Genomic DNA, 15,566 nt, shown 5'->3' with positions numbered 1-15,566 from the left:
GGTAAAAAAAGGCATATTAAATAAACTCTATGTAGTTGTAGTTTTAATGACGCTTTTTTTTGTGGTTATTGTTTTTAGGGTTTTTAAACTTCAGTATATAGATGGGGATAAGTATAAAAGGTTGTCTCAGGAAAAAACAGTTAGAAACGATACAATATTTGCAAATAGAGGTAACGTGTATGCTTCAGATGGTAATTTATTGGCAACTTCAATGTCAAAATTTACCATAAGAATGGATGTAATGACGGTGAAATCTAGTGTTTTTGAAAAAAATATTAGAGGGTTGTCGGAGTCTTTGTCTGGATTGCTGGGGAAATCAGCAGATTATTATCAAAAAAAATTGCGAAATGCAAAAAAACGTAAAAACCGTTATTTGTTGATAGCTAGGAATATAGGGTATAATGATTATGCTAAAATAAAAACCTTTCCAATTTTGCGTTTGGGTATTTACAGGGGAGGATTTATTGCTGAACAGGAAACTGTAAGGGTGCACCCTATAGGTAAGATTGCTGAAAGAACTATAGGTTATGATGACTATAGGGGAGGGGCTGGAATAGAAGGAGCGTTTGCAGGTTATATGGAAGGAAAGAACGGGGTGAGGTTGAAACAGAAAATAGCGAAAGGGCAATGGAAGCCTATTAATGACGTGAATGAGAAAGAACCTGTTGATGGTCATGATGTAATAACAACAATAGATGTTAATATTCAAGATATAACTCATCATGCTTTATTGAAAAGGTTGGAGGATTTTGACGCGGAACATGGGTGTGCTGTTGTTATGGAGGTGGCAACAGGAAAAATTAAAGCAATTTCTAATTTAGGTAGAACGTCAAAAGGTAAGTATTATGAGAAAAGAAATTATGCAGTATGGGAAAGTCATGAGCCTGGGTCAACATTTAAATTGGCTAGTTTGATGGCTGCTTTGGATGATAAAGTAGCTGACACTTCTTCCATGGTTGACTGTGGTAAAGGGAAAATATTTATTAATAAGAGAAAGGTTGAGGATAGTAAGTATGGGGGGTATGGTAAGACTCATTGGCTAGAGTTTTTGAGGTTTCTTCTAATGTTGGAATTGTGAAGACAATAAGAAAGCATTATGATAAAAACCCTAAAAAGTTTATTAATAAGATTAAATCTTTTGGTTTAGATAGATTAACAGGGGTAAAAATAAAAGGAGAAGGAAAACCATATATACCGGACCCTAAAGAAAAAAGGTGGAGTCCTATTTCGTTAGAGTGGATGGCTTGGGGGTATGGTGTTTCGCTAACACCATTGCAAACCTTGGCTTTTTATAATGCAGTAGCTAATAATGGGAAGTTGGTTAAGCCTTATTTTGTTAAAGAGTTAAGAACAGGGAATAGAGTTGATAAGAGTTTTGGTACAGAAATTTTGAAAGAAAAAATAGCTTCTCAGAAAACATTAGATAAGGTTCGAAAAGTAATGGAGAATGTAGTTATAAAAGGAACTGCTAAAAAAATATATTCTTCCAATTTTTCGATGGCAGGAAAAACAGGTACTGCAAAAAAATACATTCCAAAACATAAGGATAGAAATGGGAAAGTAGTAGCAGGGCATTATTCAGATAAAAAATATGTAGCATCTTTTGCTGGGTTTTTTCCAGCTAAAGAGCCTAAGTATTCATGTATTGTAGTGGTTCATGAGCCTAAGAAAGAAAAGGGATACTATGGAGCGGATGTAGCTGCTCCAGTGTTTAAAGAGATTGCGCAGAAGATCTATACTACTACACCTATTAATAATCAATCAGTTTCAGATACTATTTCTTATGCGAAAATAGATAAGCAGTATCAGGATTATTATAAGAAGTTGGATAAGTATAAAACAATTATGCCAAAAGTAGTTAATATGAGTGGTATGGATGCTATTTCGTTGCTAGAGAATATGGGGTTGAAGGTTAAGTTTTCAGGGATGGGGAAAGTAATTGAGCAGTCTATAAAAAAGGGAGTAAAAGTATCAAAAGGAGCAACTGTTTATTTAAGATTATTATAGTTGAAAAGTTTAAAAGACATATTGTATAAGGTTTCTGTAAACTCAATTTTTGGGAGTACAGATGTAGGGGTTAATGAGATTAATTTTGATAGTAGGAAGGTTAAGAAAAATGGCCTTTTTGTTGCTCAGAGAGGAGTGTCGGTAGATGGACATTTGTTTATAAGTAATGCTGTTTTGTTAGGGGCGACTGTTGTTGTTTGTGAAGAAATACCAGAAGTAAAAGAAGAGAAGGTGACTTACGTTGAGGTAGATGATTCAAGTACTGCTTTGGCTATTATTTCTGCTAATTTTTATGAAAACCCTTCAAGAAAATTGAAATTAATAGGGGTAACTGGTACAAACGGTAAAACAACTATAGCTTCGCTTTTGTGTCAATTGTTTAAAAAAGCTGAATATAAAATAGGTTTATTGTCTACAGTTAAAGTTGTGGTTGATAATAAAGAATATAAAGCAACACATACTACACCAAATTCAGTGATGATTAATAAGTATTTGGCTGAAATGGTGGAAGAGGGTGTTGAATACTGTTTTATGGAGGTGAGTTCACATGGGATTCATCAAAAAAGAACAGAAGGATTAGATTTTGTTGGAGGGGTGTTTACAAATTTATCTCATGATCATTTAGATTATCATGAGACTTTTGCTGAGTATAGAGATGTTAAAAAAAGTTTTTTTGATTCATTGCCTAAGTCATCATTTGCCTTGGTGAATATTGATGATAAAAACGGACAAGTAATGTTACAGAATTGTAAGGCTCAAAAACATACGTATGCTTTAAAAACATTAGCTGATTTTAAAGCGAAAGTTTTAGAAAAAAGTTTTTCAGGAAGTCTGTTGACTATTAATGGAATTGAAGTTTGGACAAAGTTAATAGGTGTTTTCAATGCGTATAACTTGTTGGCTATATATGGGGTGGCAAATTTATTAGGCTTAGAGAATATTGAGACTTTAAGGTTGTTGAGTGATTTGGAGAGTGTTAGCGGGCGTTTTCAGTATGCGGTTTCAGAAGATAAGGTTACGGGAATTGTAGATTATGCACATACGCCAGATGCTTTAAAAAATGTTTTGCAAACGGTTAATGATATAAGAACAGGAAATGAGCAAGTAATAACTGTTATTGGATGTGGTGGAGATAGAGATAGGGCTAAGAGGCCTAAAATGGCAAATATAGCCTCTCAATTAAGTACGCAGGTAGTATTTACTTCAGATAATCCAAGAACTGAAGATCCGCAAGTAATAATTGATGAGATGGAGAATGGGGTTTCAGCTGAAAATTATAAAAAAACGGTATCTGTTTTAGATCGTAGACAGGCTATAAAAACAGCTTGCAAATTGTCAAAACCTGGTGATATAATTTTGATAGCTGGAAAAGGGCATGAAAATTATCAAGAGATAAATGGTGTAAGAAATCATTTTGATGATTTAGAAGAAGTGATAAGTTGTTTTAATCAATTAAAAAAATCATAACGAATGTTGTATTATATTTTTGAATATTTAGAAAAGGAATTCAATCTAACTGGTGCAAGTGTGTTTCAGTTTATAACATTTCGTGCTGCATCTGCATTTATTCTATCGTTATTGATATCAATGATTTTTGGAAAAAAAATCATAAACTTTTTAAGAAAACAACAAGTTGGAGAAACTGTTCGTGATCTAGGTTTGGAAGGTCAGGCTCAAAAGTCGGGAACTCCAACCATGGGAGGGATTATTATAATTTTAGCAACTTTAATACCGGTATTATTATTAGCTAAGCTAGAGAATATCTACATCATAATTTTACTCATAACTACTTTGTGGATGGGGTTTATTGGTTTTGCGGATGATTATATAAAAGTATTTAAAAAAGATAAAGGAGGGTTGAAAGGTAAGTTTAAGGTTTTAGGTCAGGTTGGTCTAGGTATAATTGTAGGGGCAATGCTTTATTTTCACCCAGATGTAACCATAAAAGAGCAGTTACCTGTAGAGGAGCAAATTGTCCAGGAAAATGGTAAAAAGAAAGTTTTTGGAGTGGCTCATAAATCTACAAAATCAACAGTTCCTTTTTTGAAAGATAATGAATTAGATTATGCAAAGGCATTAAGTTTTTTAGGGGAAGGTTATAGAAAATATGGTTGGATAGTATTCATTTTTGTTGTGGTTTTTATTGTAACAGGGATTTCTAACGGGGCAAATTTAACAGATGGTATTGATGGTTTAGCAGCAGGTACTTCGGCAATAATGGTTATAACATTGGCAATTTTTGCATGGGTGTCTGGGAATATAATTTTTGCAGACTATTTAGATGTGATGTATATACCGAAGTCAGGAGAAATGACAGTTTTTATTTTAGCTTTTGCTGGAGCTTTGATAGGTTTTTTATGGTACAATACTTATCCGGCTCAAGTATTTATGGGAGATACTGGTAGTTTAACTATTGGAGGTATTATTGCGGTAATTGCCATTGCTATTCGTAAGGAGTTACTACTACCTATTTTGGCAGGAGTTTTTGTGATTGAGAATTTATCAGTAATTCTTCAGGTATCTTATTTTAAATATACGAAGAAGAAATTTGGGGAGGGTAGAAGAATTTTTAAGATGTCACCCATTCATCATCATTACCAAAAGAGCGGGTTTCATGAAAGTAAGATTGTAACTCGATTTTGGATTGTAGGTATTTTGTTGGCAGTATTTGCTATTGTAACGTTGAAACTAAGATAGATGAAGAGATTAGTGGTTTTAGGCGGTGGAGAAAGTGGTGTTGGAACTGCTCTTTTGGGAAAGCTAAAAGGGTATGAGGTTTTTGTCACGGATAAAGGAACGATAGCTGAGAAATATAAAAGTGTTCTTTTAAATAATGTTATCGAATTTGAAGATGGTGAGCATACAAGGTCTAAAATTTTTTCTGCTGATGTGGTAATGAAAAGCCCTGGGATTCCTGACAATGTTCCTTTGGTTAAAGAATTAAAAGAAAAAAATATTTTGGTTATTTCTGAAATAGAATTTGCAAATGAGTTTACTCAAGCAATGATTGTTGGAATAACAGGTTCAAACGGAAAAACTACTACTACTTTGATTACGCATTACTTGTTGGAAAAGGCAGGTTTCAATGTTGGTGTAGCGGGTAATATTGGTGATAGTTTTGCAAAGCAACTAGTAGAGTATAATTATGATCAATATGTGCTAGAGTTGAGTAGTTTTCAATTAGATGGTGTTGATAAATTTAAGCCTCATATAGCTGTAATAACAAATATAACTCCTGATCATTTAGATAGGTACGATAATGATTTTGATAAGTACATAGCATCAAAGTTTAAAATAACAAAAAATCAAACAGAAAAAGATTTTTTAATATATGACGCTGATGATAAAGTAATCACTAATTGGTTGGATAATAACATAACAAAAGCAACATTAGTCCCTTTTTCTTTAAAAGAAAATTTGGATTACGGTGTTTTTTTAAGAAAAGATAAAATAATAATGAAATTAAATAAAGAAGAGGTTCTAATGAGTGTTACAGATTTGAAATTGCAAGGTAAGCATAATGCAAAAAACGCGATGGCTTCTGCTATGGCGGCAAGGTTGTTGAAAGTAAGAAAAGAAACCATTGCTGAAAGCTTATCAGATTTTGAAGGTGTTGAACATCGTTTAGAGAATGTGCAAAAAATTAATGGGGTTCAGTATGTAAATGATAGTAAAGCAACTAATGTGAATGCAACGTATTATGCCTTAGAGTGTATGGATGGTGCAACTGTTTGGATTGTAGGAGGGGTAGATAAAGGGAATGATTATGCGGATTTATTACCATTGGTAAGAGAGAAAGTAAAGGGTATTGTTTGTTTGGGATTAGATAACCAGAAGATTATTGAAACCTTTGAGAATGTAGTTGATGTTTTAGTGCAAACAGCCGGGGCAGAAGAAGCAGTTAAAGTAGCACATAAAATAGCTCAGAAAGGAGATACTGTTTTGTTATCGCCGGCATGCGCTAGTTTTGATTTATTTGATAGCTATGAAGATAGGGGAATAAAATTTAAAGAAGCAGTCAAGAGTTTATAGATTAAGAAAAATAAAGAGTTAAATAGTACAATGAAATCCATTTTTCAACATATAAAAGGAGATAGAGCAATTTGGGCTATCGTTACTGTACTGGCGATATTTTCATTCATGCCGGTTTACAGTGCTAGTACAAATTTAGTATATGTTGTTGGTAATGGTTCAACTATAGGGCATCTGATAAAGCATGTTGTTTTATTAATTACTGGTTTTGCTGTTATTTATGGAGTACATAAAGTTCCTTACAGGTATTTTAGTGGTGGTTCAGCATTAATGCTTCCAATAGTAATATTGTTGTTAATTTTTACAATGGCACAAGGTACTGTTATTGAGGGGGCAAATGCTAGTAGGTGGATTCATATACCTTTTGTTGGTATAGGGTTTCAAACTTCAACATTGGCAGGGTTGGTTTTGATGGTGTATGTTGCGAGGTATTTAGCTAGAAATAAAGAAAAACAAATACAGTTTAAAGATAGTTTGTTGCAGTTGTGGTTACCGGTTGGATTGGTTTTACTACTAGTGTTACCAGCAAATTTTTCAACTACAGCTATGTTTTTTACTATGATTCTGTTATTGGTATTCATAGGTGGGTACCCTTTAAGGTATATAGGTTATATCTTGGGGATGGGTTTGTTTTCTTTACTGTTTTTTATATTGGTAGCAAAAGCATTTCCTGATGCTATGCCTAACCGCGTGAATACGTGGCAAAGTAGGTTAGAGAGCTTTTCAAAGTCAGAAGGAGCTGAGAGTTATCAGGTTGAAAAAGCAAAAATAGCAATAGCTACTGGAGGAGCAATAGGGAAAGGGCCAGGTAAAAGTGTGCAGAAAAATTTTCTACCACAATCATCATCAGATTTTATTTATGCAATAATTGTAGAAGAATATGGTTTGTTGGGGGCGATTTTAGTGGTTTTTATTTACTTTTTATTGTTGTTTAGGATACTTATTACAGCAAAAAAAGCGACTACAATTTTTGCAACATTAATGGTGATTGGCGTTGGTGTTCCAATTGTATTTCAAGCCATGATTAATATGGCTGTAGCTGTAAATATTTTACCAGTAACTGGCCAAACATTACCTTTAATTAGTAGTGGAGGTACCTCAATATGGATGACTTGTTTTGCCTTAGGGATGATATTAAGTGTGAGTGCCTCAAAGAATGAGACTGAAGAAACAATATTAGATGATAATCCTTTAGATATTTTACATGAAACAATCGATTAAGGTTATAATAAGTGGAGGAGGAACAGGGGGGCATATTTACCCTGCTATTGCTATTGCTAATGAAATTAAGCTTAGGTATCCTGATGCTAGTATTTTGTTTGTAGGAGCTAAAGATAAAATGGAGATGGAAAAAGTCCCTCAAGCTGGTTATGAAATAAAAGGGTTGTGGATTTCTGGAATACAGCGTAAGTTGACTTTAAAAAATTTAATATTTCCTTTTAAGTTATTGAGTAGTTTATGGAAGGCAAATAGTATTGTAAGAAAATTTAAACCAGATGTTGCAATAGGTACTGGAGGGTTTGCGAGTGGTCCTACGTTAATAGTTGCTGCTAGGAAAGGGGTTCCTACATTAATTCAGGAGCAAAATTCTTATCCTGGGATAACAAATAAATTATTAGGTAAAAAAACACAAAGAATATGTGTAGCATATGATAATCTTGAGCGTTTTTTTCCATCTGATAAAATTATAAAAACAGGAAATCCTGTTAGACAAGATTTATTGTTTATTCACTCGAAAACCGAAAAAGGCAAAAAGTTTTTTAAGTTAAAAACAAACAAGAAAACACTATTGGTTTTAGGTGGGAGTTTGGGAGCGAGAAGAATAAATGAATTGATAAAATCTCAATTAGTTTTCCTTAAAGACAATAATATTCAGGTTATATGGCAATGTGGAAAATTGTATTATAATGAGTATAAAAAATATGATTCAAATGAGGATGTTCAGGTACATCAGTTCTTGAATAGGATGGATTTGGCATATGCTGCTTCTGATTTTATTGTTTCAAGAGCAGGGGCAAGTTCAGTTTCAGAGTTATGTATAGTAGGTAAGCCTACAGTTTTTGTACCTTCTCCAAATGTGGCTGAAGATCATCAAACCAAAAATGCTAAAGCTATTGTAGATAAACATGGAGCGATTTTGGTAAAAGAAAGTGAGTTAGATACATTTCCAATTGTATTGGAAACATTATTGAAAGATAAGGGGAAACAAGAAAGTTTAAGCGAGAATATTAAAACTCTAGCATTGCCTAATGCAACGAATGATATTGTAAACGAAATAGAGAAAATAATCCATTTTAAGGAGTAGATGAATTTAAATAAGATACATAATGTATATTTTATAGGAGTTGGTGGTATTGGAATGAGTGCTATTGCTCGTTATTTTTGTGCAAATGGTAAAATAGTAGCTGGTTATGATAAGGTAGATACCCCAATTACTAATTCATTGAAAAAGATAGGAGTACAAATTCATTTTGATGACGCTGTTAAAAATATTCCGTTGTCTTTTTTGGATAAGGAAAAAACAGTTGTGGTTTATACACCTGCAGTTTCTGATAAGCATAACGAGCTTACGTATTTTAAAAACAACGGTTTTGTTGTTTTAAAGAGGGCAGAGATATTAGGGGAAATTACAAGAAATTCTTTTTGTTTAGGTGTGGCTGGTACTCATGGGAAAACAACAACTTCTTCGATTTTGGGTCATATAATGCAACCAGTAAAGGCTACATCATTTTTAGGAGGAATGGCTGAGAATTATAATTCAAATTTGATTTTAGGAGGAGATGAGGTTTCTGTGGTAGAGGCAGATGAATTTGATAGATCATTTTTAAAGTTGTCACCAAATATAGCCTGTATAACTTCTATGGATGCAGATCATTTAGATATTTATGGTGAGGCTGATGCTTTAGAGCAGTCATTTAGAGAGTTTGCTAACAAAGTTACTGATACATTAATTGTAGCAAAAGGTTTACCTATTGAAGGGTTAACATATGCTGTAAATGAGGAGGCAGATTACATGGCTTTTAATGTTAAAATAAATGATGGTGTGTATGTTTTTAGTATAAAAACACCAACTAGTTTATTGGAGAATATAGAGTTTTATTTGCCTGGTAAGCATAACTTATTGAATGCTATAGCGGCATTAGCTATGGCAGATGTGTATGGTGTTCCTTTAGAAGTAATAAAGCAACAATTGAAAACATTCAAGGGAGTTCAAAGAAGATTTTCATATAAGTTAAAAACCAAAAGTGTTGTGTTGATTGATGACTATGCACATCATCCTACTGAAATAAATGCAGTAGAAGAATCTATAAGAGAAATGTATCCTACTGAAAAAGTATTAGCAGTTTTTCAGCCACACTTGTTCAGTAGAACACAAGATTTTTCAAGTGATTTTTCTAAGGCACTTTCTAAGTTTGATGAGGTTTTAATGTTAGATATATACCCTGCCAGAGAGTTGCCAATAAAGGGAGTTACATCATCATGGTTATTAGATAAAATGTCTCTTGAAAATAAAAAGTTAACAACAAAACAAAAGATTGTTCAAGACGTTCTAAAATCTGATGCAAAAATAATTGTAATGATTGGGGCCGGAGATATAGGTTTGTTAGTAAATGATGTTAAAATTAAATTAGAACAAAAGTATAAGATTTAAAAGGTGAAAAAAATACTACCCTACATATCATTAGTGATTTTAGTAGTGATTTTGTTTTTTTTGTACGGGTTTACTTCTAGTAGAAATGGTGCGAAAAAAGTAAAAAATACTATTGTTGAATTTGAGGCGGGAGATAATAACTTCTTGACGCACAAAGCAGTTGATAAATTGTTAATACAAAGTCAAGAATTTGTTAAAAATCAACCAAAAAGAATAGTAGATTTACACTTTCTAGAAACTAATGTTTCAGCAAGCCCATATGTAGAAAAAGCAACTGTTTTTTTAACTATAGATGGGATGTTGAAAACAATTATAAAACAACGAAAACCAATAGTTCGAGTTGTTGATAAAAGTACGGTCTATTATGTTGATAAGTATGGTGTTAAGATGCCTTTGTCAGCAAATTTTTCGGCTCGTGTACCTTTAGCTTCTGGTATTAAAAATACTGAAGAAATAAAAGAATTAATTCAGTTAATAACAACAATTTCAAAAGATGATTTTTTTACCAAAGAAATCATCGCTATTGAAAAAAATGCTCAAAACGAATTTGTTTTTACTGTTCGTACTGGAAGCTATAAAATAATTTTTGGGAAGCTTAAAGATGTAAAAGTTAAATTTAAAAAACTTAAAGCATTTTATAACAAAGCCTTAATAGATGGTTCTATAAAAAAGTATAAAGAAATAAATTTAAAATATCACAATCAAGTTGTGTGCACAAAACAAAATCAAGATGGAAAACAATAAAATAGCAGTTGGGTTAGATATTGGTACAACCAAAATTGTTGCCATGATTGGTCGTAAAAACGAATATGGAAAACTGGAAGTTTTAGGTATTGGTAAAGCGAAAAGTTTAGGTGTAAAACGAGGTGTGGTAAATAATATAACGCAAACAATTCAGTCTATTCAGCAAGCTGTAGACGAAGCTCAGAGTGTTTCTGGTCAACAAATAGAAGATGTTGTTGTTGGGATTGCTGGGCAGCATATTCGTAGTTTACATCATAGTGATTACATAACAAGAGAAAAGTCAGATGAAGTAATAGATGAATTAGATATAGAAAACTTAGTAGGGCAAGTACACAAATTGGTAATGTTACCTGGTGAGGAGATAATTCATGTATTACCTCAAGAATATAAAGTTGATAGCCAGTCAGACATTAAAGAGCCTATTGGCATGTACGGAGGAAGGCTGGAAGCTAACTTTCATGTTGTTGTTGGACAGGTGTCTTCTATAAGAAATATTGGAAGATGTGTAAAAAGTGCAGGGTTAAGTTTATCAGATATAACTCTTGAGCCATTAGCATCAGCGTCTGCCGTTTTAAGTCAGGAAGAAAAAGAAGCTGGAGTAGCTTTAATAGATATAGGTGGAGGAACAACTGATTTAGCTATTTTTAAAGATGGTATTATTAGGCATACAGCAGTAGTACCATTTGGAGGAAATGTGATTACTGAAGATATAAAAGAAGGTTGCTCAATTATAGAAAAGCAAGCCGAATTATTAAAAACTAAATTTGGGTCAGCATGGCCTGGAGAAAATAAAGAAACAGAAATTGTTTCTATTCCTGGTTTAAGAGGAAGAGAGCCTAAAGAAATCACATTAAAAAATCTATCCAAGATAATTCATGCTCGCGTTCAAGAAATTATAGAGCATGTATATCTGGAGATAAAAAATTATGGACACGAAACTCAAAAAGGAAAATTAATAGCAGGTATTGTTCTTACTGGTGGAGGTTCACAGTTAAAACATTTGCGTCAGTTAGTTGAGTATATCACAGGTATGGATGTACGAATAGGTTATCCTAATGAGCATTTAGCTGGTGATTCTGATGATGTTTTATCTAGTCCAGCTTATGCTACAGCTGTAGGTTTACTAATGGAAGGTCTAGAAAAACAAAGAAAAGAAGAAGAAGAAAAGGAGGAAGAAGAAATTGTTGAACAACCGATTTTTGAGAGAGAAATAATAAAAGACGAAGTAGAACAAGAGGAAGAACCTGTTGTAGAGAATAAAAGAAAGACACATAAATCTAAGTCCTTTTTTGAAAAGTTTACAGAACGATTCAAAGAGTTTTTAGATAATGCAGAATAATTAATTATATAAGAAATACTCCTATGCCCCTGAATAGGAGAGTAGTAAACAAAAATTTAATAAAAGGAAAGTTATTATGAGCGCAGAATTTGATAACATTTCATTCGACATGCCTAAAACACAATCGAATGCCATTAAAGTAATTGGTGTTGGTGGGGGAGGAAGTAATGCTGTAAATCACATGTATAGTAAACAAATTCACGGAGTAGATTTCGTAATTTGTAATACTGATTCTCAAGCCTTAGAAAACAGCCCAATACCGAATAAAATCCAGTTAGGGGCACACTTAACATCTGGTTTAGGAGCTGGAGCAAACCCTGAAGTAGGCGCACAAGCGGCTGCTGAAAGTATTCAAGAAATTCAACAAATGTTGAGCACACATACTAAAATGGTGTTTATTACCGCAGGTATGGGAGGAGGTACTGGTACTGGAGCAGCTCCAATTATAGCTAAAATTGCAAAAGACATGGATATATTAACGGTAGGAATCGTTACTATGCCATTTCAATTTGAAGGAAGAATGCGCTCAAAACAGGCTCAAATAGGTATTGATGAGTTACGAAAAAATGTAGATTCTTTAATTGTTATAAACAACAATAAATTACGTGAAGTTTATGGAAACTTAGGTTTTAAAGCTGGATTTTCTAAAGCGGATGAGGTGTTAGCAACAGCTGCTAAAGGTATAGCAGAAGTAATTACACACCACTATAAACAAAATATTGACTTACATGATGCCAAAACAGTGTTGTCTAACAGTGGTACTGCAATAATGGGGTCAGCTAAAGAAACAGGTGCTAATAGAGCTAAAAATGCTATTGTAAAGGCATTGGATTCTCCTTTATTAAATGATAATAAAATTACAGGAGCTAAAAATGTATTGTTGTTAATCGTTTCTGGAGCTAATGAGGTAACTTTAGATGAGATAGGTGAAATCAATGATCATATTCAAGAAGAAGCCGGGTTTGATGCTAATATTATTATGGGGATAGGAGAAGATGAGTCATTGGAAGACGGCATATCGTTAACAATTGTAGCAACAGGTTTTGCAGCTGATCAGCAAGGTAATATAACAAATACTGAGGTAAAAAAAATAGTTCATACTTTAGAAGATGAACAAAAAGCAACTTACACTTTTGAAGAAAAAAAAATAGAAAAAGCGGCAACGATAAATCAGCCGTTAACTCCTAAACCTGAGAAAAAAATTGTTCATATTTTAGAAGAAGAAAAAGAAGAGGTAAAACCAAATATAGATATAATAGACACTACTGATGTTATAAAAAATATTGATGTAGTATATGAAGAGATTGCCCTAGAGAATATTTCTGAAGAAGATTTTATTATCACAAATATTTCTGATGTAAAAGAAGAAACTAAAGAAGAGAAGCAACAGTATATTCAACAAGATTTATTGTTTGATTTACCCTTGAGCTCATATGAAGAAGTAAAACCAAATTCAACTTTTGTTGAAACAACTGAAAATATTAAAAATATTGAGGTAAAAGCAGAAGAGGTTGAGCCTAGAGTAAAAGAAATTCAAAAACGTTATGTTTTAGATGATTTTAGTGCTGAGCCTACAATTGGAAAAAGTTCCATACCTACAATTAAGAATGAAGTTGAAGAAGCGTTACGTTTTGAGGTAAAAACTAAAACAGAAGACAAAACTATTACTGATAGTTCAAATGACGAGGTAACTCCTTTAAGTTTAACAATCTCTGAGTTGCAAAAAAAAGCACAAGAGAGGCGTGAAAAAATGAAAGGATTCAACTATAAATTTGCTGATCAAGTTAGTAAAAACATAGATGAAATTGAGCGTCAACCAGCTTATAAAAGGTTAGGTGTAGATATTGAAACTAATAAAGATATCAGTAAGTCTGATACAGCATTGAATACCGATAATAATGATTTCTTACAATCTAATAACTCATTTTTACATGATAATGTAGATTAATCATAAAATTACTTTAAAAAAACTAAAATAAATGGGTGTACAGCAAGAGGTAATAAATAAAATGAAAGAAGCTATGAAGTCTAAAGACACAGTAGCTTTGGCAGCTTTAAGAGCTTTAAAATCAGCTTTTATGCTTGCAAACACACAAGGCGGAGCAAATGAATTGTCTTCTGAAGAAGAAATGAAAATAATTCAAAAACAAGTTAAGCAACGTAAAGACAGTGCGAAAGTTTTTACTGACCAAGATAGGCTAGATTTGGCTGAACCAGAATTAGCGGAAGCTAAAGTGTTAGAACAATTTTTACCAGAAGCCTTAAGTGAAGTTGAAATTGAAAAAGTGGTTGTAGCTACTATAAATCAAGTTGGTGCTGAAGGAATGAAAGATATGGGGAAAGTAATGGGAATTGTATCGCAAAAGTTAGCTGGGCAAGCTGACGGTAAAATTATATCAGGAATTGTAAAAACAAAACTTTCATAATTTTTTTGACCTTGTAGTTCAATTGGATAGAACATCAGATTTCGGCTCTGACGATGAGGGTTCGAGTCCTTCCTGGGTCACTATAAAAGCAACAGAATAGTTTCTGTTGCTTTTCTCTTTTTAATGAAGAATATATAGTATCACAAAACAGTCCTGTACACGGAATAAAACATTAATAATAATACATTCTTTGTCAAAGCTTTTACTCTTTATTTTTAACTTTTTATTATATATATAGAATCGTATATAAGTATTAGTTTTTCGGTTACATATGATTGTTAGGTGTTTTTGTGTTGAATTAAAAAATAAAATAATTTTCAGAGAAGGTTTAAAGCTGTTAATTTTCAAAATAAATAATCCATTGAATCATTAAATACGTTGTTTAAGATTCCCCAAATTAACTGGTAATTTATAAGCTTTCTGATAAGTGAACTTAGTAGTTGTTCTCTCTACAGAAGAACTAAGGAGAGTTTTATAATAATATTTTGAATTATTTAGAGACTTTTATTAAGAGATACTGATATGTGAATAGTGCTGACTAATTATTGACATGTATCTGATTCTTAATTTTCAGAGTGTTTTTTATTATTGCTCAGAATAGTTTTAGAAAGAAATAATTGTAATTTATATTAAATTTCAAGAATCTTTATTAGGTTTCGCTGTAGCTCAATTATTGATTGCTTTTCTAAAGATTTTAAAAGCCTTGAAATAACTACTCTAGAGGTATGAAGATCGTTGGCGATTTGTTGATGAGTGACACTTATTGTATCATTATGATTTACTAAAGCTTTATCTCGTAAATATTTTAGTAAGCGTTGATCCATGTTTAAAAATGCAATGGTATCAACGGCTTCTATAAATTCTTGTAATCTATTATGGTAGCTTTGTAAAATATATTCTTGCCAACTTTTATATTTACTTAGCCATTCTGACATTTTTTGTTTAGGAATCATTAATAATGTAACGTCAGTTTCAGAGACAGCTCTTATTTTACTTTTAGTTTGTCCCATACAACAAGATAATGTGGTTGCACAGGTATCTCCCTTTTCTAAATAATATAAAACTAATTCATCTCCATTTTCATCTTCCCTTAAAACTTTAATAGCACCACTTAATAATAGAGGAATCGAAACTATGTAGCTTTCTGTTTCAATGATGGTAACATCAGCTTTAAATTCTTTTAAAATAGCTATGTCATTTATTTCTTCTAATAAAGCTTCTTCAAATAAATAACCGTAATTGTTTTTTAATTCTTCTATCAAAATTTGTTGGCTTTTCCGTAAAAGTACTAATTTTTAAAATAAAAATATTTGAAAATATGTATCACTAACAAAAACTACTATAGATCCAGTACAATTTTATTAGA

11 protein-coding genes, 1 tRNA gene and 1 pseudogene are annotated in these 15,566 nt (G+C 32.4%); 12 read left to right on the top strand and 1 reads right to left on the bottom strand.

Annotated elements, in window-relative coordinates; translation table 11 throughout:
• Nucleotides 1-46: 46 nt before the first annotated feature.
• From ACMFBB_RS09605 to ACMFBB_RS09550, 12 genes and pseudogenes are all read left to right on the top strand, one after another.
• A pseudogene (locus tag ACMFBB_RS09605) lies at nucleotides 47-2,007 on the top strand (penicillin-binding protein).
• Nucleotides 2,008-3,474: a UDP-N-acetylmuramoyl-L-alanyl-D-glutamate--2,6-diaminopimelate ligase gene (locus ACMFBB_RS09600; protein WP_435264170.1), complete on the top strand. Its 1,467-nt coding sequence runs from the start codon at nucleotides 2,008-2,010 to the stop codon at nucleotides 3,472-3,474. It abuts the pseudogene before it with no gap.
• A 3-nt stretch (nucleotides 3,475-3,477) separates the two neighbouring features.
• Nucleotides 3,478-4,704, top strand: a complete 1,227-nt coding sequence (mraY, locus tag ACMFBB_RS09595; RefSeq protein WP_435264169.1) for a phospho-N-acetylmuramoyl-pentapeptide-transferase — start codon at nucleotides 3,478-3,480, stop codon at nucleotides 4,702-4,704.
• The gene (gene murD / locus ACMFBB_RS09590; protein ID WP_435264168.1) at nucleotides 4,705-6,039 is read left to right on the top strand and encodes a UDP-N-acetylmuramoyl-L-alanine--D-glutamate ligase; all 1,335 of its coding nucleotides are present in this window, start codon (nucleotides 4,705-4,707) and stop codon (nucleotides 6,037-6,039) included.
• Between the two features lie 30 nt (nucleotides 6,040-6,069).
• The gene (locus tag ACMFBB_RS09585) at nucleotides 6,070-7,260 is read left to right on the top strand and encodes an FtsW/RodA/SpoVE family cell cycle protein (protein WP_435264167.1); all 1,191 of its coding nucleotides are present in this window, start codon (nucleotides 6,070-6,072) and stop codon (nucleotides 7,258-7,260) included.
• The gene (gene murG / locus ACMFBB_RS09580; RefSeq protein WP_435264166.1) at nucleotides 7,244-8,344 is read left to right on the top strand and encodes an undecaprenyldiphospho-muramoylpentapeptide beta-N-acetylglucosaminyltransferase; all 1,101 of its coding nucleotides are present in this window, start codon (nucleotides 7,244-7,246) and stop codon (nucleotides 8,342-8,344) included. Before ACMFBB_RS09585 ends, murG begins: the two co-directional genes overlap by 17 nt.
• Entirely contained in the window at nucleotides 8,345-9,691 is a 1,347-nt protein-coding gene (gene murC, locus ACMFBB_RS09575) for a UDP-N-acetylmuramate--L-alanine ligase (protein WP_435264165.1), read from the top strand. It abuts the gene before it with no gap.
• A 3-nt stretch (nucleotides 9,692-9,694) separates the two neighbouring features.
• On the top strand, nucleotides 9,695-10,435 hold the full coding sequence (locus ACMFBB_RS09570) for a cell division protein FtsQ/DivIB (RefSeq protein ID WP_435264164.1): 741 nt from the start codon (nucleotides 9,695-9,697) through the stop codon (nucleotides 10,433-10,435).
• Entirely contained in the window at nucleotides 10,422-11,774 is a 1,353-nt protein-coding gene (gene ftsA / locus ACMFBB_RS09565; protein ID WP_435264163.1) for a cell division protein FtsA, read from the top strand. The genes ACMFBB_RS09570 and ftsA overlap by 14 nt, the downstream gene beginning before the upstream one ends.
• Before the next feature lie 76 nt (nucleotides 11,775-11,850).
• Nucleotides 11,851-13,722 (top strand): cell division protein FtsZ, encoded by a 1,872-nt coding sequence (ftsZ, locus tag ACMFBB_RS09560; RefSeq protein WP_435264162.1) that lies wholly within the window; start codon nucleotides 11,851-11,853, stop codon nucleotides 13,720-13,722.
• Nucleotides 13,723-13,753: 31 nt separating this feature from the next.
• Nucleotides 13,754-14,200 carry a GatB/YqeY domain-containing protein gene (locus ACMFBB_RS09555; protein WP_435264161.1) on the top strand — a complete coding sequence of 149 codons (447 nt, stop codon included), beginning with the start codon at nucleotides 13,754-13,756 and terminating at the stop codon, nucleotides 14,198-14,200.
• Nucleotides 14,201-14,207: 7 nt separating this feature from the next.
• Nucleotides 14,208-14,280: transfer RNA gene (locus ACMFBB_RS09550), tRNA-Arg, on the top strand.
• Between the two features lie 549 nt (nucleotides 14,281-14,829).
• Here the strand turns inward: ACMFBB_RS09550 and ACMFBB_RS09545 are convergent.
• A complete protein-coding gene (locus tag ACMFBB_RS09545; RefSeq protein WP_435264160.1) occupies nucleotides 14,830-15,462 on the bottom strand; it encodes a Crp/Fnr family transcriptional regulator in 633 nt (210 codons plus the stop codon).
• Nucleotides 15,463-15,566: the final 104 nt, after the last annotated feature.

This window comes from Tenacibaculum sp. nBUS_03, assembly GCF_051201695.1.
GTDB lineage: Bacteria > Bacteroidota > Bacteroidia > Flavobacteriales > Flavobacteriaceae > Polaribacter.
The sequence above is the reverse complement of the archived record's forward strand: the minus strand, read 5'-3'. Positions and strand labels throughout refer to the sequence as shown.